Source organism: Thiobacter sp. AK1, from assembly GCF_039822265.1.
Classification (GTDB): domain Bacteria; phylum Pseudomonadota; class Gammaproteobacteria; order Burkholderiales; family Thiobacteraceae; genus Thiobacter; species Thiobacter aerophilum.
In genome coordinates, this window is sequence record NZ_JBAJEX010000014.1 from 1 (window position 1) to 16,992 (window position 16,992).

The 16,992-nt window shown below is 60.6% G+C and carries 22 protein-coding genes; 13 read left to right on the top strand and 9 right to left on the bottom strand.

Translation table 11 applies throughout. The features are described 5' to 3' along the window. Positions 1-364 precede the first annotated feature (364 nt). The 10 genes from V6E02_RS12035 to V6E02_RS12075 all read left to right on the top strand — a co-directional run bounded on the left by V6E02_RS12035 (position 365) and on the right by V6E02_RS12075 (position 7,522). Complete coding sequence (locus V6E02_RS12035) at positions 365-1,339, top strand: ParM/StbA family protein (RefSeq protein WP_347309051.1); 975 nt, start codon at positions 365-367, stop codon at positions 1,337-1,339. A gap of 251 nt (positions 1,340-1,590) precedes the next feature. Next, entirely contained in the window at positions 1,591-2,025 is a 435-nt protein-coding gene (locus V6E02_RS13015) for a VRR-NUC domain-containing protein (protein ID WP_430626804.1), read from the top strand. Between the two features lie 380 nt (positions 2,026-2,405). Beyond that, positions 2,406-3,899 (top strand): site-specific integrase, encoded by a 1,494-nt coding sequence (locus V6E02_RS12040; RefSeq protein ID WP_347309052.1) that lies wholly within the window; start codon positions 2,406-2,408, stop codon positions 3,897-3,899. After that, positions 3,862-4,566 carry a uracil-DNA glycosylase gene (locus tag V6E02_RS12045; RefSeq protein ID WP_347309053.1) on the top strand — a complete coding sequence of 235 codons (705 nt, stop codon included), beginning with the start codon at positions 3,862-3,864 and terminating at the stop codon, positions 4,564-4,566. The genes V6E02_RS12040 and V6E02_RS12045 overlap by 38 nt, the downstream gene beginning before the upstream one ends. Beyond that, complete coding sequence (locus V6E02_RS12050; RefSeq protein WP_347309054.1) at positions 4,515-4,751, top strand: DUF3717 domain-containing protein; 237 nt, start codon at positions 4,515-4,517, stop codon at positions 4,749-4,751. The genes V6E02_RS12045 and V6E02_RS12050 overlap by 52 nt, the downstream gene beginning before the upstream one ends. Continuing rightward, complete coding sequence (locus V6E02_RS12055) at positions 4,738-4,989, top strand: WGR domain-containing protein (RefSeq protein WP_347309055.1); 252 nt, start codon at positions 4,738-4,740, stop codon at positions 4,987-4,989. The genes V6E02_RS12050 and V6E02_RS12055 overlap by 14 nt, the downstream gene beginning before the upstream one ends. A 99-nt stretch (positions 4,990-5,088) precedes the next feature. Then, positions 5,089-5,313, top strand: coding sequence for a type II toxin-antitoxin system RelB family antitoxin (relB, locus tag V6E02_RS12060; RefSeq protein WP_347309056.1), 225 nt, complete (start codon positions 5,089-5,091; stop codon positions 5,311-5,313). Then, a complete protein-coding gene (locus V6E02_RS12065) occupies positions 5,297-5,623 on the top strand; it encodes a type II toxin-antitoxin system RelE family toxin (protein WP_347309057.1) in 327 nt (108 codons plus the stop codon). Before relB ends, V6E02_RS12065 begins: the two co-directional genes overlap by 17 nt. Positions 5,624-5,702: 79 nt before the next feature. Continuing rightward, entirely contained in the window at positions 5,703-6,659 is a 957-nt protein-coding gene (locus V6E02_RS12070) for a DNA cytosine methyltransferase (protein ID WP_347309058.1), read from the top strand. Next, on the top strand, positions 6,656-7,522 hold the full coding sequence (locus V6E02_RS12075; RefSeq protein ID WP_347309059.1) for an NgoMIV family type II restriction endonuclease: 867 nt from the start codon (positions 6,656-6,658) through the stop codon (positions 7,520-7,522). The genes V6E02_RS12070 and V6E02_RS12075 overlap by 4 nt, the downstream gene beginning before the upstream one ends. Before the next feature lie 62 nt (positions 7,523-7,584). On the opposite strand, the gene V6E02_RS12080 is transcribed toward V6E02_RS12075, so the two are convergent. Further along, the gene (locus V6E02_RS12080) at positions 7,585-8,145 is read right to left on the bottom strand and encodes a DNA-binding protein (protein WP_347309060.1); all 561 of its coding nucleotides are present in this window, start codon (positions 8,143-8,145) and stop codon (positions 7,585-7,587) included. Continuing rightward, entirely contained in the window at positions 8,136-8,546 is a 411-nt protein-coding gene (locus tag V6E02_RS12085) for a hypothetical protein (RefSeq protein ID WP_347309061.1), read from the bottom strand. The genes V6E02_RS12080 and V6E02_RS12085 overlap by 10 nt, the downstream gene beginning before the upstream one ends. Positions 8,547-8,893: 347 nt before the next feature. Here V6E02_RS12085 and V6E02_RS12090 point away from each other — a divergent pair, with 347 nt between their 5' ends. Continuing rightward, positions 8,894-9,151: a hypothetical protein gene (locus V6E02_RS12090; RefSeq protein WP_347309062.1), complete on the top strand. Its 258-nt coding sequence runs from the start codon at positions 8,894-8,896 to the stop codon at positions 9,149-9,151. Positions 9,152-9,155: 4 nt separating this feature from the next. On the opposite strand, the gene V6E02_RS12095 is transcribed toward V6E02_RS12090, so the two are convergent. The 4 genes from V6E02_RS12095 to V6E02_RS12110 all read right to left on the bottom strand — a co-directional run bounded on the left by V6E02_RS12095 (position 9,156) and on the right by V6E02_RS12110 (position 12,205). Next, on the bottom strand, positions 9,156-9,398 hold the full coding sequence (locus V6E02_RS12095; RefSeq protein WP_347309063.1) for a hypothetical protein: 243 nt from the start codon (positions 9,396-9,398) through the stop codon (positions 9,156-9,158). Between the two features lie 384 nt (positions 9,399-9,782). Next, a complete protein-coding gene (locus tag V6E02_RS12100) occupies positions 9,783-10,367 on the bottom strand; it encodes a JAB domain-containing protein (RefSeq protein WP_347309064.1) in 585 nt (194 codons plus the stop codon). A 290-nt stretch (positions 10,368-10,657) separates the two neighbouring features. Then, complete coding sequence (locus V6E02_RS12105) at positions 10,658-11,323, bottom strand: hypothetical protein (RefSeq protein ID WP_347309065.1); 666 nt, start codon at positions 11,321-11,323, stop codon at positions 10,658-10,660. Between the two features lie 33 nt (positions 11,324-11,356). Continuing rightward, positions 11,357-12,205: an ArdC-like ssDNA-binding domain-containing protein gene (locus V6E02_RS12110; RefSeq protein ID WP_347309066.1), complete on the bottom strand. Its 849-nt coding sequence runs from the start codon at positions 12,203-12,205 to the stop codon at positions 11,357-11,359. 95 nt (positions 12,206-12,300) lie between these two features. Between V6E02_RS12110 and V6E02_RS12115 the strand changes: the two genes are divergently transcribed. Beyond that, complete coding sequence (locus tag V6E02_RS12115; protein ID WP_347309067.1) at positions 12,301-12,516, top strand: hypothetical protein; 216 nt, start codon at positions 12,301-12,303, stop codon at positions 12,514-12,516. Here V6E02_RS12115 and V6E02_RS12120 read toward each other — a convergent pair. Next, positions 12,494-12,688, bottom strand: a complete 195-nt coding sequence (locus V6E02_RS12120; protein ID WP_347309068.1) for a hypothetical protein — start codon at positions 12,686-12,688, stop codon at positions 12,494-12,496. The two genes, V6E02_RS12115 and V6E02_RS12120, sit on opposite strands and share 23 nt — an antisense overlap. A gap of 120 nt (positions 12,689-12,808) precedes the next feature. After that, positions 12,809-13,222: a hypothetical protein gene (locus V6E02_RS12125; protein WP_347309069.1), complete on the bottom strand. Its 414-nt coding sequence runs from the start codon at positions 13,220-13,222 to the stop codon at positions 12,809-12,811. Positions 13,223-13,325: 103 nt separating this feature from the next. Here V6E02_RS12125 and V6E02_RS12130 point away from each other — a divergent pair, with 103 nt between their 5' ends. After that, positions 13,326-13,670 (top strand): hypothetical protein, encoded by a 345-nt coding sequence (locus V6E02_RS12130; RefSeq protein ID WP_347309070.1) that lies wholly within the window; start codon positions 13,326-13,328, stop codon positions 13,668-13,670. Positions 13,671-14,045: 375 nt separating this feature from the next. On the opposite strand, the gene V6E02_RS12135 is transcribed toward V6E02_RS12130, so the two are convergent. Then, a complete protein-coding gene (locus V6E02_RS12135) occupies positions 14,046-16,907 on the bottom strand; it encodes an adenosylcobalamin-dependent ribonucleoside-diphosphate reductase (RefSeq protein WP_347309071.1) in 2,862 nt (953 codons plus the stop codon). Positions 16,908-16,992: the final 85 nt, after the last annotated feature.

A 16,992-nucleotide genomic window follows, 5' to 3' on the forward strand; every position in this document is an offset into this window, starting at 1 on the left:
TGGGGAAACACCCCTTTCTGGTCATGCCATGTAGACATCGCACCGAGATTCCTTTCCAGTACTGGAAAGGCAAAGCAACACTCAACACTGTAACTCGACGCCCTCCGTTTTCATGGCGCATAACAGGTCACTTTCGTGCTCTTTTCGCCCGCGTTTTCTGCTCGCCCTCTGTTAAGTTCACCAGCAGTTCGCTAGTGGTATTAGCCATGCGTCGCATGGCGGTTCGCGTCACTGACGGTGCACTGCCGGTGTAGTGAACAACCACGCTGCGGTAACCAGGGTCTGGTTGCGACTAGCGGTGCACTGGCGGTGCACTGAGATTGCCAGTTGATGGCGGATTGCATTCAGCTTAGAGGAGAACGACTTGAACATCCTTGGCATTGACATTGGGTACTCCAACCTGAAGCTCGCCTTTGGCTCGAAAGGCGAATCCCCCAAAACGCACTTGCGCCCTGCGGGCGCCGCGCCCGCCGACAGGTTCGGGTCGCGCTTCGATGGGAAGGCGCACGAAGACTTCCTGCATGTGATGGTGGACGGGCAGGAGTTCATCGCCGGCGTCTCACCGGACCGCGCCGAGATGTGGAGCCGTTCCCTCCACGCGGATTACCCCTCCAGCGCGTCTTACAAGGCGTTGTTTCACGCTGGGCTTCTCCTCTCGGAGATGGACAGGATCGACATGCTCGTCACCGGGCTGCCGGTGTCCCAATATCTGGACGAAACCCGCAAGAAGGCCGTGGCCGAGCAAATGCAGGGGGCTCATCAAGTCACCGCCAAGCGCACCGTCACGGTCGAGAAGGTCAAGGTCATCCCGCAACCGGTTGGTGGGCTTCTCGACTACATCTCCCAGGAAGACGCCGACATTGAGGATGCCCGGGTGCTCGTGGTCGATCCCGGATTTTTCTCGGTCGATTGGGTTGTGGTCGCCAACAAGGACCTTCATAGACAATCCTCTGGCACCAGCCTCAATGCTTCATCGGTCGTTCTCGAAGAGGCTTCCAGGCTGATTGCCAAGGATTACGGCTCGGCGGTCAATACCGAAACCCTCGAAAACGCCATCCGGTCTGGCAAGCCCAGCGTGTGGATGTTCGGAAGCCGCGTCGAGATCGCGCCATACATCGAGCAGGCCGCGAAGACGGTCGGTCCGGTCGTCGTGGAATCCATCCAGAAGTCGCTGCGGACGGAAAGCCAGATGCCTGACCTCGTGGTCCTCGTTGGTGGCGGCGCCATGTTCTTCCGCGAGGCGGTCCAGGCCGCGTTTCCACGGCTGACCGTGGTCACGCCGAAGGACCCGGTGTACTCCAACGCTCGTGGATTCTGGTTGATGGGGGCGGCATTGTGAGCGGTATCCGGATCGTTCTTACCGTTACCCAGGCCAGCCCGGAGCTTTTTGCGGCGTTGCAGGAGGTGCCAGCCAGGCTACGGGCAGAACGTGTCCGGACGCTCGCAACGCTCGGGCTCGCCGCCGTGTCTGGCGGGATCATGAGCAGACCGGCCATAGGCCCGGCCACCGAGGCGTCTCCGCAGAATGCCGGTGCCCCGAATCGGGCGCTGGGCTTCGCCAAAGCATTGGGCGACGGGGTGTAGCGGGCCATGACTTCGATCAGCATTGCCGAGTACCGGTCGTTGACGCCACCCGTTCGGGGACACCGCCAGCGCAAACGCCGGAGACGTCTCCCGTTGGAGGAGGCCATTCAGCGGGCCTGCGTGGAATGGGCTCGCCTCCAAGCGCCCCGCTATCCACTACTTGCGTGGCTCGTCCACGTGCCCAATGGCGGCATTCGGCCCAAAGGGGAGGCAGGAAAGCTCAAGGCAATGGGCGTCAACCCCGGTCTGCCAGACATACTCATCCCGCGACGCAGCGGCCCTTGGGCTGGCCTGGCGGTCGAAATCAAGTCGCCAACCGGTAAGGTGTCGAGAAGCCAGGCCAAGTGGCTTGACGCGCTTGCTGCCGACGGCTGGTTCGTCGCCGTGGCGCGATCGTTGGATGAGTTTCGCGAAACGTGCCTATGCTTTCTGGAACCGTGACCAGAAAGATCGGTCGCCACCACCTCGCCTTTTACCGAGGGTGGCTCCAAGGTCTTGACCTCCGGGACTTGGCAGACCGCTACCTTGAGACAGGGCTGGACCTGCGTCTTGCCAAATCAACGCTCGCCTGGCTTCGTGATGCCCTAAGCCAGGCAGCGCTCAGACAAGGCAAACGCGGCGAGGCACGTTTGCTGCGGCTCCATCTGTCGCCCAGTCGTGAAACCCAAGCTCCAGTGGTTCCGTCATTGGAGGATTTCCGTGCCGAACACGATCCTGACGGGTTCTACCCAGAAGAGGAACTGATTCGGCTGTACCTGGAAACGTTCCCTCAGGCCGCCGACCGGAAGGTTAGGCAACGCCAGCGCCTCATCGAGCGCCAATTGAGGGCTCTCGACGTGATCGAGCGGCTGCTGGTCACGGAGCCCGTGCCGAACGATCTGGTCTCCGCATGGTTCGACAAGCCTGTTGCCGACCGACTGGTTCTCGCCGACATTCCGACCATCGGCGCCCTTCTGGAGCGAATCCGAGAACGCGGATACCGTTGGTGGGTGAACGTACCCAAGCTCGGGGAGAAAGGCGCTGCCCGAATCGTCGCCTGGTTGCGCGGATATGAGTCGTCCTTGGGGCCGTTGCCGGACCATGCCCTTGCGCCCGTGCGCAGCCAGCCGGCGTCACTGCTTGCCAGGCTGAGAAGCCCGGAAACCGCCATCGTGCCGATCGAGGCCCTCGTGGTGCCCCAGGCTCTCACCGGCGAGACGGGTTCCAACCGGCATCCCGGACGCCCACGCATTCAGGCCGCCAATGACCATCAGGCCATCGAGTCCTGGCTTGCCACGAAAGCTGGGAGCCCGAACACCGCCAGGGTATACCGCAAGGAAGCGGAACGGCTCCTTCTCTGGGCTGTGATCGAGCGTGGCAAGGCGCTTTCCGATCTCACCGTCGAGGACTGCGCAGCCTATCGGGACTGGCTATCCATGCTTGGGCGGACCGACCCGGAACAGTGGCCGTTCCGTGTCGCGCAAGCCCAATGGATCGGCAAGCGCAATACGCCAAGATTCAGCCCCGCTTGGCGTCCGTTCGACGGCCCGCTGTCGGCATCGAGCGTGCGCCAGGCGCTGACCATCGTCTCCAGCCTGTTCGAGTGGTTGGTTCGTGTCCAGTATTGCGCTTTCAACCCCTGGGACGCTGTGGGCCGGAAGCTGGCCGCGAGTAGTGACGCCCCCGAGGACGTGGAATTGACGCGAGTGTTCTCGACCGGCCAATGGGACTACCTAATGGCTTTCCTCGACACCTTGCCTGCGGACGATGCTACTTCCCGCCTGCGTTTCGTGTTGCCCTTCGCCCAGTCCACAGGCCTGCGTCTGTCGGAACTGGTGGATGCGAGCATCGGCCGGCTCTACACCATGCCGCTCAAGGATGGCCTGGGCGTGCGCTGGATGCTCAAAGTGCTGGGCAAGGGGGGTAAGTGGCGGGCCGTGCCCATCCCCAGTCGCGTCATGGATCGGTTACGGGAATACCTTGCCCGCCGTGGCCTCGATCCCGACCCGCTCGCCAACCCGCCTCAAACCCCACTGATCGCAAGACTGGGTAGCCCGCGCCCCATGACTGCGAGCGCCCTGTACAAGACGCTGCGGTCGGTATTTCACCAGGCCGCCGAAAGCTTGGCGGCGGATGGCAAAGACCAGGAAGCCAAGGCTTTCCGCCGGGCCACCGTCCATTGGCTGCGGCATACGTGCGGCGCGCATCTGGCGTCGAGCGGGGTGCCGGTGAATCTAGTGCAAAAGCTTCTGGGGCACGCCAGCCTGGCGACCACCAGTATCTACACGGAGACTGACGATGAGCAACTGTGGTCTGAAGTGGAATCGCGAGTTTGATTGCAAGCTCTGCCCTAGGCTTGCTGAGAGCCGTACCAAGATCGTCTCACCCACGCCCTGCCCGCCTGGCGGCTTGCTGGCGATCGGGGAAGCGCCGGGCGCGGAGGAGGACGGAATCGGAGAAGGATTCGTCGGCCAGGCCGGCCGCACGCTCGATGCCCTGCTCTGCCAGCACGGACTGGAGCGAAACCGCGACTACGGCGTGGCGAACATCGTGCGATGCCGCCCGGATGGCAACCGGAAGCCCGACAAGACCGAGATCGACAACTGCCTGCCGTGGCTTGCGGCTTTCCTGGGGGAATGCATGCCGAGCGTTCTTCTGCTGGTTGGCACCACGGCGACGGAAGTCTTCCTAGGCCCCGGGCCGCTTTACTGGCAGATCGAGCGATCCAGGAAGTTCCCGGTGCTGCTCGCCAAGGATGCGCACCCTATGCTGCAACCGGGAATCAGGGCGCTGCACCAAATCGGTGGTAGCGTGCTGGCCTTTCCGATGCCTCATACCTCCGGAATGGCGTGGAACCGAAAGTCGCCGGACGGCAGGCAATGGAAAGCAATCGGCGAAGACCAGGTTTTTCTGGCAGCCCGTGCATATCTATCCTCGAAAAACACGACCCCATGCAACCAGACCGCAAGCATTTCTCCCTCGATGAAATCATCGAGGCCCTGAACCGCTGCATGCAGCGGCACCCACCAGAAGGAATCGAAAAGCGCTTGCACCCAGACGCGAACCTTCTGGCCGAAATCGTGGGCGAGATGTACTGGCGCAAGCTCGACGATATTCCGGTCAGAGCAATACAAGGCGAGCACCTGGAAGCGCTGCTCAAGTGGCGCACACCTGATGGGAACCACTGAAGGCCCCACGAACCACGCCGTGGTCATCGAGTACCGCACAGATCGGCGCGGCTACACCATGTGGCTGGAGCGCGACCTGTTCGGGGCCTTTGTGCTGTATCGCCGTTGGCGAGGACTCCACAACCGGCGGGGCGGGATGAAACGCCAGGTGTTCGAGCGCGAAGACGATGCCTTGAAAGAGGTGCGCCGGGTGATGCGCTTGCGGGAAAGGCACGGCTATGTGCTGGTCGGCCAATAGCAGAGGCATTCCGGCCCACGGTGCCGCCTTGCCGGCGGCGAAGAATCGCGTGGCAGTTGTGCTATATTTGTATAATGTTTTCAGAACAGGATCCGAAACATGCTTGCCATCCGACTGCCCGCTGAAATAGAAGCCCGTCTTGAAGCACTCGCCAAGGCCACCGGCCGCACCAAATCCTACTATGTCCGCGAGGCCATCCTTGAGTACTTGGACGACCTCGAGGATTTATACCTCGCAGAGCAACGCCTGATCGACCTTCGCGCAGGCAAAACCCAAACCGTGCCGCTCGAAGAAGTGATGAAACGCTATGGCATGGAAGGTTGAACTCGACCCAGCCGCCGAGCGAGAGCTAGACAAGATCGACCAGCAGATCGCCCGCCGAATCCTCGCTTTTTTGCATGGCCGTGTCGCCCATCTCGACGACCCGCGCAGTATTGGCGAAGCCTTGAAAGGCTCCAAGCTGGGGGCCTTCTGGAAATACCGCGTGGCCGACTATCGCATTGTTGCCAGCATCGAGGACGGCGCTTTGCGCATCCTCGTTGTGCGCATCGGCAATCGCAAGGATGTGTATCATGGAGAGGTGTACCATGAAGCAGGAAGTCATCTTTGGACCGGCTTAGGCAGGTCTGAGTAGGTCTGATAGAACGGATGCAGGCTGAATTGTTCACCTAGCCAGCCGCCAAGCCACGTCGATCAACAACGAGGAAAGAAACATGAGCCAATTCACTTCACTGGAAATGTGCGCGGGGGCAGGCGGACAGGCCCTCGGCCTGGAAATGGCGGGCTTCGACCATTGTGCGCTGGTCGAGCTGGAACCGGCTGCTTGTGCAACGCTGCGGCTCAACCGCCCGACCTGGAACGTCATCGAAGGCGACTTGCGCCTGTTCAGCGGCACTCCTTACAAGGGTATCGACCTGGTGGCCGGCGGTGTCCCATGTCCTCCATTCTCCAAGGCTGGCAAGCAGCTTGGTGCAAACGATGAACGCGACCTGTTCCCCGAAGCAATCCGCCTAGTCGATGAGTGCCGTCCTCAAGCAGTGATGATCGAGAACGTGCGCGGCCTTCTTGATGCGGTCTTTGACGACTACCGGAACAAGGTCGAAAGGCAGCTCAAGAAGCTGGGTTATGTGCCTGGATGGCGGCTGCTCAATGCCTCGGACTATGGCGTTTCCCAACTCCGGCCCCGCGTGGTGTTCGTAGGCATCCGTAAAGAATTGGCCTCAGGCTTCTCATGGCCCGAACCTCTCAAGACTGAACCACAGACGGTGGGTAATCTGCTGCACGATCTCATGAAGGCCAACGGCTGGCGCGGCGCTGACCGCTGGCGCGAACAGGCCAACACCATTGCCCCGACCCTGGTTGGTGGCTCCAAGAAGCACGGCGGGCCAGACCTCGGCCCGACTCGCGCAAAACGCGCCTGGGCCGCCCTTGGCGTCGATGGAACGGGGCTGTGGGACGAGGCCCCGCCGCGTGACTTCGTCGGCATGCCGCGCCTGACGCCACGCATGACGGCACGGATTCAGGGCTTCCCGGATGACTGGCAGTTCTCCGGTCGCAAGACGGCCGCCTATCGCCAGATTGGCAACGCCTTCCCGCCGCCGGTCGCTGCGGCTGTGGCCCGGCAAATCTTCGCGGCCCTGGCCGTGAAGCGTATTTTCAAGGTGGCATGATGACGACGGCCGCCGACTTCGCCGAAGCCCGCAAGGCGTTCCATGCCTCGCTGCTGGCATCAATCTTGACCATCAACGGTGACGGGGTGGTCAGCAACGCGGACAGCAGCAACACGACGAGCAAGGCGATCGCCAAGGGCATTGCCGATCTGCTCAAAGCCGAAACCATCGGGGAGCGAATCGCGGGCCAGACCTCGGGCAACCAGTTCGAGGGCATTTGCGCGACCTTCGTGCGAGAAACCTTCCTCAAGCTGGGGCACCTGCGCCCCGGCACCTGGGACGTGCATCAAGTCTGCGGCCGAAACCGCTTGGAAATCGCCCGGTATGAGCAATACGCGCACCTGGTCGCCCTTGACCGGGCTGCCAAGGCCGATGCCGAACTGGCTGCCGCCCTCGGAAGCGATTACACCATCACGCCGGATATTGTGGTCGTGCGCGACACTGAGGACGACAACGCCATCAATGCGTCGGCGTACCTGGTCGATGACAGCGTGACTACGCTCGCCAGCCTGCGGAAGAAAAACGGCGGCCTGCCGCTGTTGCATGCAAGCATTTCCTGCAAGTGGACGATCCGCAGCGACCGGGCGCAAAACGCCAGGTCGGAAGCGTTGAACTTGGTGCGAAACCGCAAAGGCCGCCTGCCCCATATCGTGGTCGTCACGGCAGAGCCGACACCGAGCCGCCTGGCCTCTATTGCCTTGGGCACAGGGGACATTGACTGCGTATATCACTTCGCCCTCTACGAACTGCAAGAAACCGTTAAGGCCCTCGGTCTTGACGATGCGGCCGACCTCTTGGCGGTGATGGTCAACGGGAATCGTCTCAAGGACATTTCCGATCTGCCGCTCGATCTAGCCGTTTGAGATTGACATCCTCCCCGGCCTGAGATCCGCAGGAATCTCCGGCCTTCAGGCCAGTTAGGATGTCATGGCTGTCGTCGATCGTTTTCTGCTCGGCTGGAAGCCATCTGACGTAACAGATCATGCAGGCGCTGGTTTTCCTGCCGCAACTCCTCGATCCGCGCCTCGTTCTCCCTCACCTGCTCCCTGAGTTCGAGCACAAGGACTTCGGTATCGGCGTGACGCCGAACCAAGCCCGCGGCCTTGGCCTCGCACTCCTCCAACGCTGCCGACAGGTCTTCTGCCACCGCTTCCAGCTCCTGCCGTTCGCGGCCCCATTCTTGCCTGGCCTCGGCGTACTCGTGCGCCAGCTTCACCACCTCCGCCTTGGCCATCTCCGTAGCTTTCGCCCAGACGTCCTGAGCGAAGCGGCGGACGGCCTCGTCCAGGTCGGGTGGCACGGGACCGGCTTCCTGCGCCTTGTCCGTCTTCTCCTTCCGTCGCTGATGCCACTCGCGCATGGCTTCGGAAATCGTCGTGAAACTTCCGCTGCCAAGCGCTTTACGAACGGCCGCCAGGGTCGGCGCCTTCCCTTCTGCGGCGAGCCGGTCAGCGACCGCCCAGATGTCATCCCTGGTCAGAGCCATGACGACCACTCCTTGTTCTGCTTGACGAGCACGTTGAGCATGACCGCAGCACCCCATGCGGCCACTACCCACTCCAACCAATCGTGCCCGGCAACCACGATCAGCGCGACGCAGATGGGGGCTGATCCAAGAAGCAAGGCCGAGGCGATGCGATAGCTAACCTTCCCCTCCACCAACGAGGAGGTCCAAACCACGAGCAGCCAGGCCGCCGGAGCGATGAGCATGCCGGCGATGCCGTGGCCGCGCGCCAGTTGCTCGCCAGCGACGAATGCGGCTGACAAGACAGCTAAACACGTGGCAAAACCCTTCGATTCCGGAAGATCATGCCCTACAGACCGAAACGTTGCGATTTCGAAAGCTCGCGCGACGGTCTCGCGCAGGAGCAGGAACAACTCTTTCATGGAGCCTCCATCATGTATTTATACGATACTACTACAACATACAACATTCTTCAAGTCAACGGGGCTAGTTTGTGCGGCGCGCGTTGCGTAGCACAGGCGGTTCTCTAGAAGTGCACTCGCTGGCAAGCGCCCAGAGAGAATGGTCGCGCGTCGGTTGCTGGCGGTGCATTAGCGGTTTACTGGAGAACGCTGCTGCGGATGTCGCGTTTGGCGCCTGCGACTGGCGGTTCACTGGCGGTCGCGTTGTTCACCCTACGGGCAAAAATCCAAAGCGCCTGCTACTGGAAGTGCCCTGGCGGTTCTGTAAGGCACCTATGCTTGCATAAATGCACCACGCGCCCACAATTATGGGTGTCAATGAAAGCAGCACGGAGGCCGAGGTGCGCGCCATCCTGGAAAACGCGGAGAGGCCGGCGGAGCGCATCCGCATGGGCGATGCCCTGGCGGCGCTGGGTCGCAAAATCGGCTTGAAGGATGAGGATTTCGCGGTCTTCGAACAGGCGCGGGACAAGAAGCCGGCCGAGCCGGTAAGGCTCGTTGCATCCCGCGACACCGGCCCTTACCAGGCGCCAGGGCTACAAGTCATCAACCCTTGGGAGACGTAGAGCGCTAACCGCCAGCCGCAGGGCGGCCCGCGCCTAGCTTTTTCAGCATGCTGCGGACGTGAGCAAGGGAAGCGGTTTCGAAGCGGGTTGCCGCAAACCGCTTTACCAGAATCTCGTCGGCATCGATCAGCGTCTCGCCGTTTGGCCCTTCGTGCCGCTCCAGCGAGCCGACCTCCAGGAACGCATCCACCCAGGAAACGGGGACATCCATCAGGTCGGCCGCTTGCTGTCGGGTAAGCATCGCCATGTTCTCTCCTTGTGCTGGCCTGATGCCCCTGTATAGCGCAAAACCTATGCGCAGGCAATTGTTTTTACTCGACTTTCGTCCCCATTGATTTTTTGTCGCAAACTTGTGCGAAAAAAATGGCGTTCATGATAATGACAGTTATCATGAATGAGGCATGGGCTTCTGGCAGGACAACCCGTGCCTAAACGATGGGCATCCCCAGCAAATGCGCTCGTTGTCGCCGTTCCATGGCCGCCTGATGCCCAGTTTTCCACAGTTTTTGTGGACAACCTGGCGGTGTTGGAGACGGACAAGAAAAAACCCGGCCCTTGTAAAAGGAGCCGGGGTATCAGTTCTGGTTCTGTCAGTGCGCTCCGTTATCGAAGCACGCCTGGCAGACTAGAGTCACAGCAGGCCTCGCGCAGCGAACGAAGTGCCCTGATGACCCGCGATAACAAAATGGTCCAGCACGCGCACGTCCACCAGGGCGAGTGCTTCTTTGAGCGTCCTGGTGAGCATCTGGTCGGCCTGGCTGGGCTCGGCCACACCGGACGGGTGGTTGTGAGCCAAGATCACGGCTGCGGCGTTCACCGCCAGCGCGCGTTTGACCACTTCTCGCGGATAAACCGAGGCTTGCGTGATCGTGCCCCGGAAAAGCTCCTCCGCGAGGATCAAGCGATGCTGGGCGTCCAGCCACAAACACCAGAACGCCTCGTGTTCCAGGTGCCCGATCTTCGAGCACAGGAACGCCTTTGTGGTCTCCGGTGAGGAGAAGCACAGGTCTTCTTCCTCCATCCGTTCCCGGATGCAGCGAGTGAAAAGCTCCTTCGCCGCAGCCAGGGCCGGATGCACCGTGTAGGTCGCTGCATCCTCGCACAATTGCTTCTGGCGAGGCTTTGTAAAGCCGAATAGCTCAGCCAGCGGTTTAGCTGCCAGCGCTTTGGCTGTTTCCCGACCCACCAGCATCGCCAGCAGGTCGGCATTGGACATATGATTCATGGTGCCTCCTTGAAAAAAAAGGGGGCACCACACCCCTGACCGGGACATGATGCCCCGGTTGGGGAATTGATGCGACCAGAACTTCCTGGACGCCTTGAATGCTGTTTGTTTCGCCTCCCCAGCTAGGAGGATCGAGCCGATGGTTTATCCATCAGCCTGAATTCTGCTTTCCTCGACACACTCCATAGTGTGCCCAGGAAAGCATATCAAGAGCCATTTCGATCGTGCAAGGAAATGCCGGTAGCGGCGCCCTTGTGGGCAACCGCTACCAGGCTAGTGAGTCAGAAGAGCGCCAACTGGCCTTCAGGTGTGGCAACTGAAGGTGCGGTTTGCAACTCTCCTGGTGGCGACAGGATCACGTCGTCATCTATGGAAAGCTCATGGATTTCGCCTTCGGCTCCCCAAAACAGCACGGCATGATCTTTGTGGAGCGTGCTGTGGTCGCGATACACGGCCACTGGATGGCCGCGTAGCGAGAACCACTCCGGCTCCTTCCCGTTGAACCACAGCGCGCGCCAGCCAGATCTGCGCCGGCGTTCGTCGTAGTCCTCCGCGTCGGCGAGCGATAGCGGGCGCGTGCCGGGTAGGCCCAGGACGAACCGAACCCTCTCCGCGCACACCATCGACCTGCCATTGACCGACACCATCAGGCCGGTATGGTCCCCGCGTTCACGGATTCCCGCCTGAATCGCTTCCTCGTCGTGATACACCAGGGTTGTCTCCCCGGCGTACACCGACGTTGGGATCAGCCGGTACGCATCAATGTATGGCTTTATGGCTTCCCCATACGGCCCCCACATGGTTGCAAAGGCCGTATAGAGCAACCCGCCGTACTCGGCCGTCCGCACAGGCAAGGGCTTGCTGCCCTTGTGTTCGGCCGCCAGATGGCAGGAGTTGGCCGCAGCAACGGACTGCCAGAGCTCTGCCGGAAGATGGATGCTGATCATCGCAGCCTCCGTGCGATGGGCCGGATCACGAATTTATTCATGATCCACCTCCTGGCCGACCTTGCGGCCGGCCTTGAGGATCTTGTCGGCCGCAGAAAACACCCTGGCCGCGCTCTTCTTGGCGAACTCTTCGGCTTGCGCCGGCGAGTCCAGCCAGTTTTGAACGTAGCCGCGAGCATCTTCGAGGCCAGACAAGCCCAGAGTCGCGCAGCACAAGAATGCTACGCTCTCCGCTTCCGCCTCCTCGATCGAACGGCTGACATGCACGCCGTCGATGAAAGCGGCCGCCTCTGCCTGCTTACTGTGCAGCAGGCAGTGGGCTATCTCATGGAAGGTGGTCTTCCACGGCATGGCCGCCAGCGGATTGATGGCGATCTGGCCCCTGTTCGGGTAGGCAAACCCTTGACAGTTACCGTCCACTTCCGTGAACGGCACCTCGGTGATGCCGAGTCGCTTCATTGCCAAATCGCGATCCCAACCCGGCGTTTCCGGGGCAGACACGATGCCCTGATTTTCCGGATCAGACGGTTCTGTCTGGGCCAGGGCAAACCAGTTGTTCTTCATAACGAAGAACATCCTGGTTTCCTCGCACTCTGTGCCGTCATCCTGAAGGATTACCTCCTTTTTGACGACAGGCATCCAGAGGGCGATGGCTTTTTCGCCCTTTTTGACCTTCCGGCCCAGTTTTTGCCAGCCGTTGAAGCTGGCAATCGGGCCAATCTGGATGCCGCGATCGGCCATCTGCTGCATGGCCAGCGCCTGGTTCCCCAGGCTAAACCGGTGGAACCACTGGTAATGATCGCCGAGCCTGCCCGGCTCAGAGAGGATGGACTGAAACAACTTGCCCCAGTCGGGGCGGTTGGTGCGGTTGTTGTGCTGCATGGTTCCTCCTTCAGAAAAAAGAAGGGGCACCATGCCCCGGCGGGGCAGAGGGTGCCCCGCTTGGGGTTGAAGACAGGCCGTGCTAGACTTATTGCATGATTCGCTACGGCCAACAAATCAGACTACACAGGAAGGACGAGAAGCGCCTTGCCATGATTACAGGTTCGTCGCCGTCCGGCGTGCGAACCGTGGATGGCCTGAACCGCTTTATCGAAATGCACCTTCCCATGTTCGAGCAGGACACGCCAGAAGCGCGCCTACTCAAACTTCTGCTTCTCGACGAGAAGATCACTCCGGCAGGCCGCCGATAGTCTCCATCGCCTTGCAGTAGATATCCCAGAGCCCTTGGCGCAAGTCAGGGTTCTCGTCCATTTTCTGGATGAGGCGACGAGCTTGCTCCGGGTCTTCTGCCATTTCGAGCAGCAATTGGTGTTGCTTGCGCTGCCATTGGGCGTCCGTAATGAACGTTTTGGTTTTAACCATGCGCGTCTCCTTGAATTGAATCAAGTTAGATTCGCGGACACACCATGCCCCAGCGGGGCAGAGGGTGCCCCGTGGGGGGTTGAAATCACCCGTGCCAGGAACTGTGTCCCGGCAGGGTGCTTAAGCAACTATCTCGAAAGCGGCAGACGTTGCTGGTGTTGCAGAAACGTCCGATTTCTTGCGCCGCTTTCGAGCCTTCGGCTTTGCCGCCGGTTCCAGCTTGGGCATCGGAATGCCGCGCCGGATGAATGTCGGCACGTCATACGATTGCCAGCTTTCGTTCTCCTTGCGGAGAGCTTCCGGGCCGTCCGGCTGGACCGCTGTTACCGGGCTGGCCGATCGCGCAGCCAGCTCGGCACGCAAGGAGGAGACCTCCTCGCGGACAGATGCCAGCTCGGCGGCGAGTGCCTGAAGGTCGGCATTTTGCCCGTGAGCAGGTTTGCCCTTGATTCGCGCCAGCGCTTCCATAACTGCCCTGACTCCAAGGAAGGCTGATCCGAATAGGGCGAAGATGAGGATGAGTTTTTCGATCATGGTGTTTTTCCTTTCAAAAACAAAAAAGGCGGACACCATGCCCCCCGGCGGGGCAGAGGGTGCCCCGCTTGGGGTTTAAGACAGACCGTGCTAGACTGGTCGCATGAACGAGTCACGCAAACCATCATTCACGGTCGTCGATGGCGGCAAGGAAGAACTGGAGCGCAAAAAGCGTCTCCTGTTCAACCAGCCGTGGGTCTTCGATCACGACGAGTTTGATCGGCTCTGCGAGCTTTTCAAACTCTCCTACTCCGAGATCGAGGGGTTGATTGCCGAGCGCATTCGCAAACGAGCCAAAGACCCGCTTGAGAGAGAAGCCCTGCTCGCCATCATCAATGGCGACCACGCCAAGTTTGAGCGCTTAAATTCGATACTTGAAAAGCGCAAGGCACTTGGCATCAAGGTTATCTCAGCCGACGCGCAACAATCTCTTGCTCGATCTTCTTGAGCCATCGCTTCGCTTCTTCGGCTACATCACTGTCCGACAGGTTTTCGATCGCCATGATCAGGCTATCCCTGCGGGCGATCAATTCCCTGTCTGTTGCCTCTTGAAGCCACCTGTAAAAAGCCGATACATCGAACAAAATGCCCACAACATTCTCCTTTCGGCGATGCCTGGGCACTTGTCCCCTACCGGGAACTGTGCCCCGGCGGGGTTTCTGAATGGCGCTCGGTTGTCCGAGCGCCGCCTTGATGCTGCTTGTTTTGAGCGGCCAGCTACCGCCAATCCCGCATCCGTTACGGAATGCAGAGGATTTTCGAAGGAACGCCTCGCGCCCCTTTGAAAATCCCCCGCACCTTGCGGTGCAGGGGGTAACGCGGATTACCCGCACGAACCAGTATACCCGCAATTCGTGCATTTGTCGCAGCCGTTGTACTTGACCACAGCCTTGACGCCGCACTCAGGGCACTCACGGCCTGCCACACGGTGCTTCGGCGCTTCGCCGGCGAATGCCGGTTCCACACCTCCGCTCACCCGGCCTTCCTCGTCGAGGATGCCGAGTTGCGCATACCGGTGCAGCAGAAGGTGCGCGATGTACGCCACCGTGGATGGGAAGTTCTGCTGCTTGGTGCTCCCGGGAACCCTGGCGAGGAAATCGCCCTGCGGCTCCTTGTAGCTCGTCAGCTTGCGCAGCTTCATCCCGATCCACGCCGGATCGACGATACGCATGTCGATGGACAGCAGCTTGCACAGCCCGTCGAAGGTCTTGGGATACTCTCCGGCCAGCCAAACCGAATACGGTCGGCGGGCGCCATCAGGCATCTCCAGCTCCTTGACGAACAGCACGAAGTCATCCCCCGTTGCCGGGTTCTTGACGTCTACCGTCCACGACAACGTGCCACCCGTGCCCGTCTTGGGTTCCTTGCGGAACATCATGGCCGACGTGAGGGTGTTGTCGCCCTCCTTGTCGAACCACCCAATCTTGGCACAGTGGTAGGCCACCAACCATGCAAGAGCGGAAACCGCGCCTGGCATGATGTGCGGTTCCCCATCCGGTGGCATGGGCATTTCGAATGGCTCACCCTTACATTTCTGCAAGGCTTCGAGCTTGAGCTTCAGCCAGCCGCGATCGTAGGACCGCATGTCAGCCGAAAGCGTCTTCGCGATGGCTCCAAGCCCGCGCGGGCATTCGGAACCATTGACCCATACCTCGAATGGATGCACGTCGCCGTTGACGAAGTGCCCGATCTGCACGGCGAAATCGCCTTCCGGGGACTCCACCATGTAGGTGTGCGACGGATTCCCGTCCGCCATGTGCGGGCGATCCAGCCAGCGCATGCTCTTGAGCACCGTTTCCGGCACTGCTGCGAGCTTGAGACGCCGATCAGGATCAGACTCGTCCAGGTCTTCCGCCTGTTTCTTGGCATCCGACGAAATCAGCACGGCACCGATCTCGTCGTTGGGTCGATATGTGGTGATCCCTTTTAGCCCACCTTTCCATGCTTCCATGTAGATGCCTTTGAAGTCCTCGAAGCTGTAGTCAGCCGGGACATTGACCGTCTTGCTGATGGCAGCATCGACGTAAGGCGCAAGGGCCTTCAGCATCTCCACGTGGTCGGCCACCTTGAGGGTTGCCACCGATTCGAAGTAGTCCGGCAGGCTTGCCGTATCCCCGCCCATCTCGCGATAGACGAGGTAGGCATAGTCCACCAACTCCACTTCTTGCCACGATCCGTCTGCTTGACGAATGCGGCGTTTTTGTATGAAGTCGAAGACCGGCTCGCAACCGCTGGAGCAGTTGTTGCCGAAGGTCAGCGACCCCGTTCCCGTCGGCGCTAGGCTCAGAAGATGGCTGTTTCTGATCCCGAATTTACGGATGGCGGCCTTGAGTTCGCCCGGCAGACGGCTAGCGAACGTGCCATCCCGCTCCGTCGAGCTTCCCTCCAGATACTTCTCGGCATCGAACAAAGGGAAGGCCCCTCGCTCTTGCGCAAGCATGATTGACGCATCGTAAGCTGCGTCACGTATCCGCTCCATGACTCGCCTCGCGAACTCGCGCCCTTCTGCCGAGCTGTACTTCATGCCCAGCATGATGAGCGTGTCGCCCAGCCCCGTGATGCCCACACCAATGCGTCGCTTGGCCTGCGCCTCGCGTTGCTGTTCCGGCAAAGGCCACGGTGTGAGATCGAGCACGTTGTCCAGCATCCTGACCAGGATGGGCACGACTTGATCGAGCTTCTCCCAGTCGAACACCGGCCGACCTTCCCAAACGGTGCGGCGCACCAGCTTGGTCAGGTTTACGTGCCCTAGATCGCAGCACCCGTATGGCGGCAGAGGTTGCTCGCCGCAAGGGTTGGTCGCCGCGATCGTTTCGATGTACCGCAGGTTGTTGTCCTGGTTGATTCGATCCAGGAACACCACCCCAGGCTCTGCACGGTCGTAGGTTGCCTTGATGATTTTGTCGTATAGGTCGCGGGCGCGCACCTTGCGGTAGACCCACAACCCGTCTTCACGCCGGTAGGCACCGTTTGCCTTGATGTCTGGTCCGGGTTCGGCCACATGGACCAACTCGAACTCGCCATCGGCCTCTACGGCACGCATCAGCGCATCCGTCACGCCAACCGAGAGGTTGAAGTTACGGAATGGGCGGCGATCCCATGGCATATTCGGATCATCAACGCGCTTGCACACGATGAAGTCCTCGATGTCCGGATGGTCGCAACGGAGGATACCCATCTGGGCACCACGTCGCGCCCCGGCCGAGATCACCGTGCTGCACATGGAGTTGAACACCTCCATGTAACTTACCGGTCCGCTCGCCAGGGACTTGGTTTTTTTGATCCACGCCCCCTTCGGGCGGATGGGGCTGAAGTCGTAGCCGACCCCGCCGCCCAGACGCATCGTCTGCGCCGCCTGCCGTGCCGCCTCCATGATGCCCGGCACACCATCGACCGACTCGAACACCGAGTCTGCGATGGGCTGCACGAAGCAGTTCACCCAGGTGGTTGTGACACCTTCAACACCGGCGCTGGCATTGATACGACCGCCCAGGATGATGTAGTCCAGCGCATCCCGAAAGATGGCGGACCATTTGGCCTGGTCTGCCTCATTTTTTGCCAGCCCCGCCGCCACCCGGTCGAGGATGGCTTCGGGACTTTCCTCTCCACGCCCATACTTCTGCATGAGCGTGTCGTAAGACACCGCTTGTAACGGTTTGTTAAGATTGATGTTTTCCATCTTCATAGCTTTTCTCCTTTACCCGAGTTGCAAAAACCCCTGACAGGGCCTGCCGTAACGCCCGCGACCAGGCGCTATGGAAGGCCCTGTC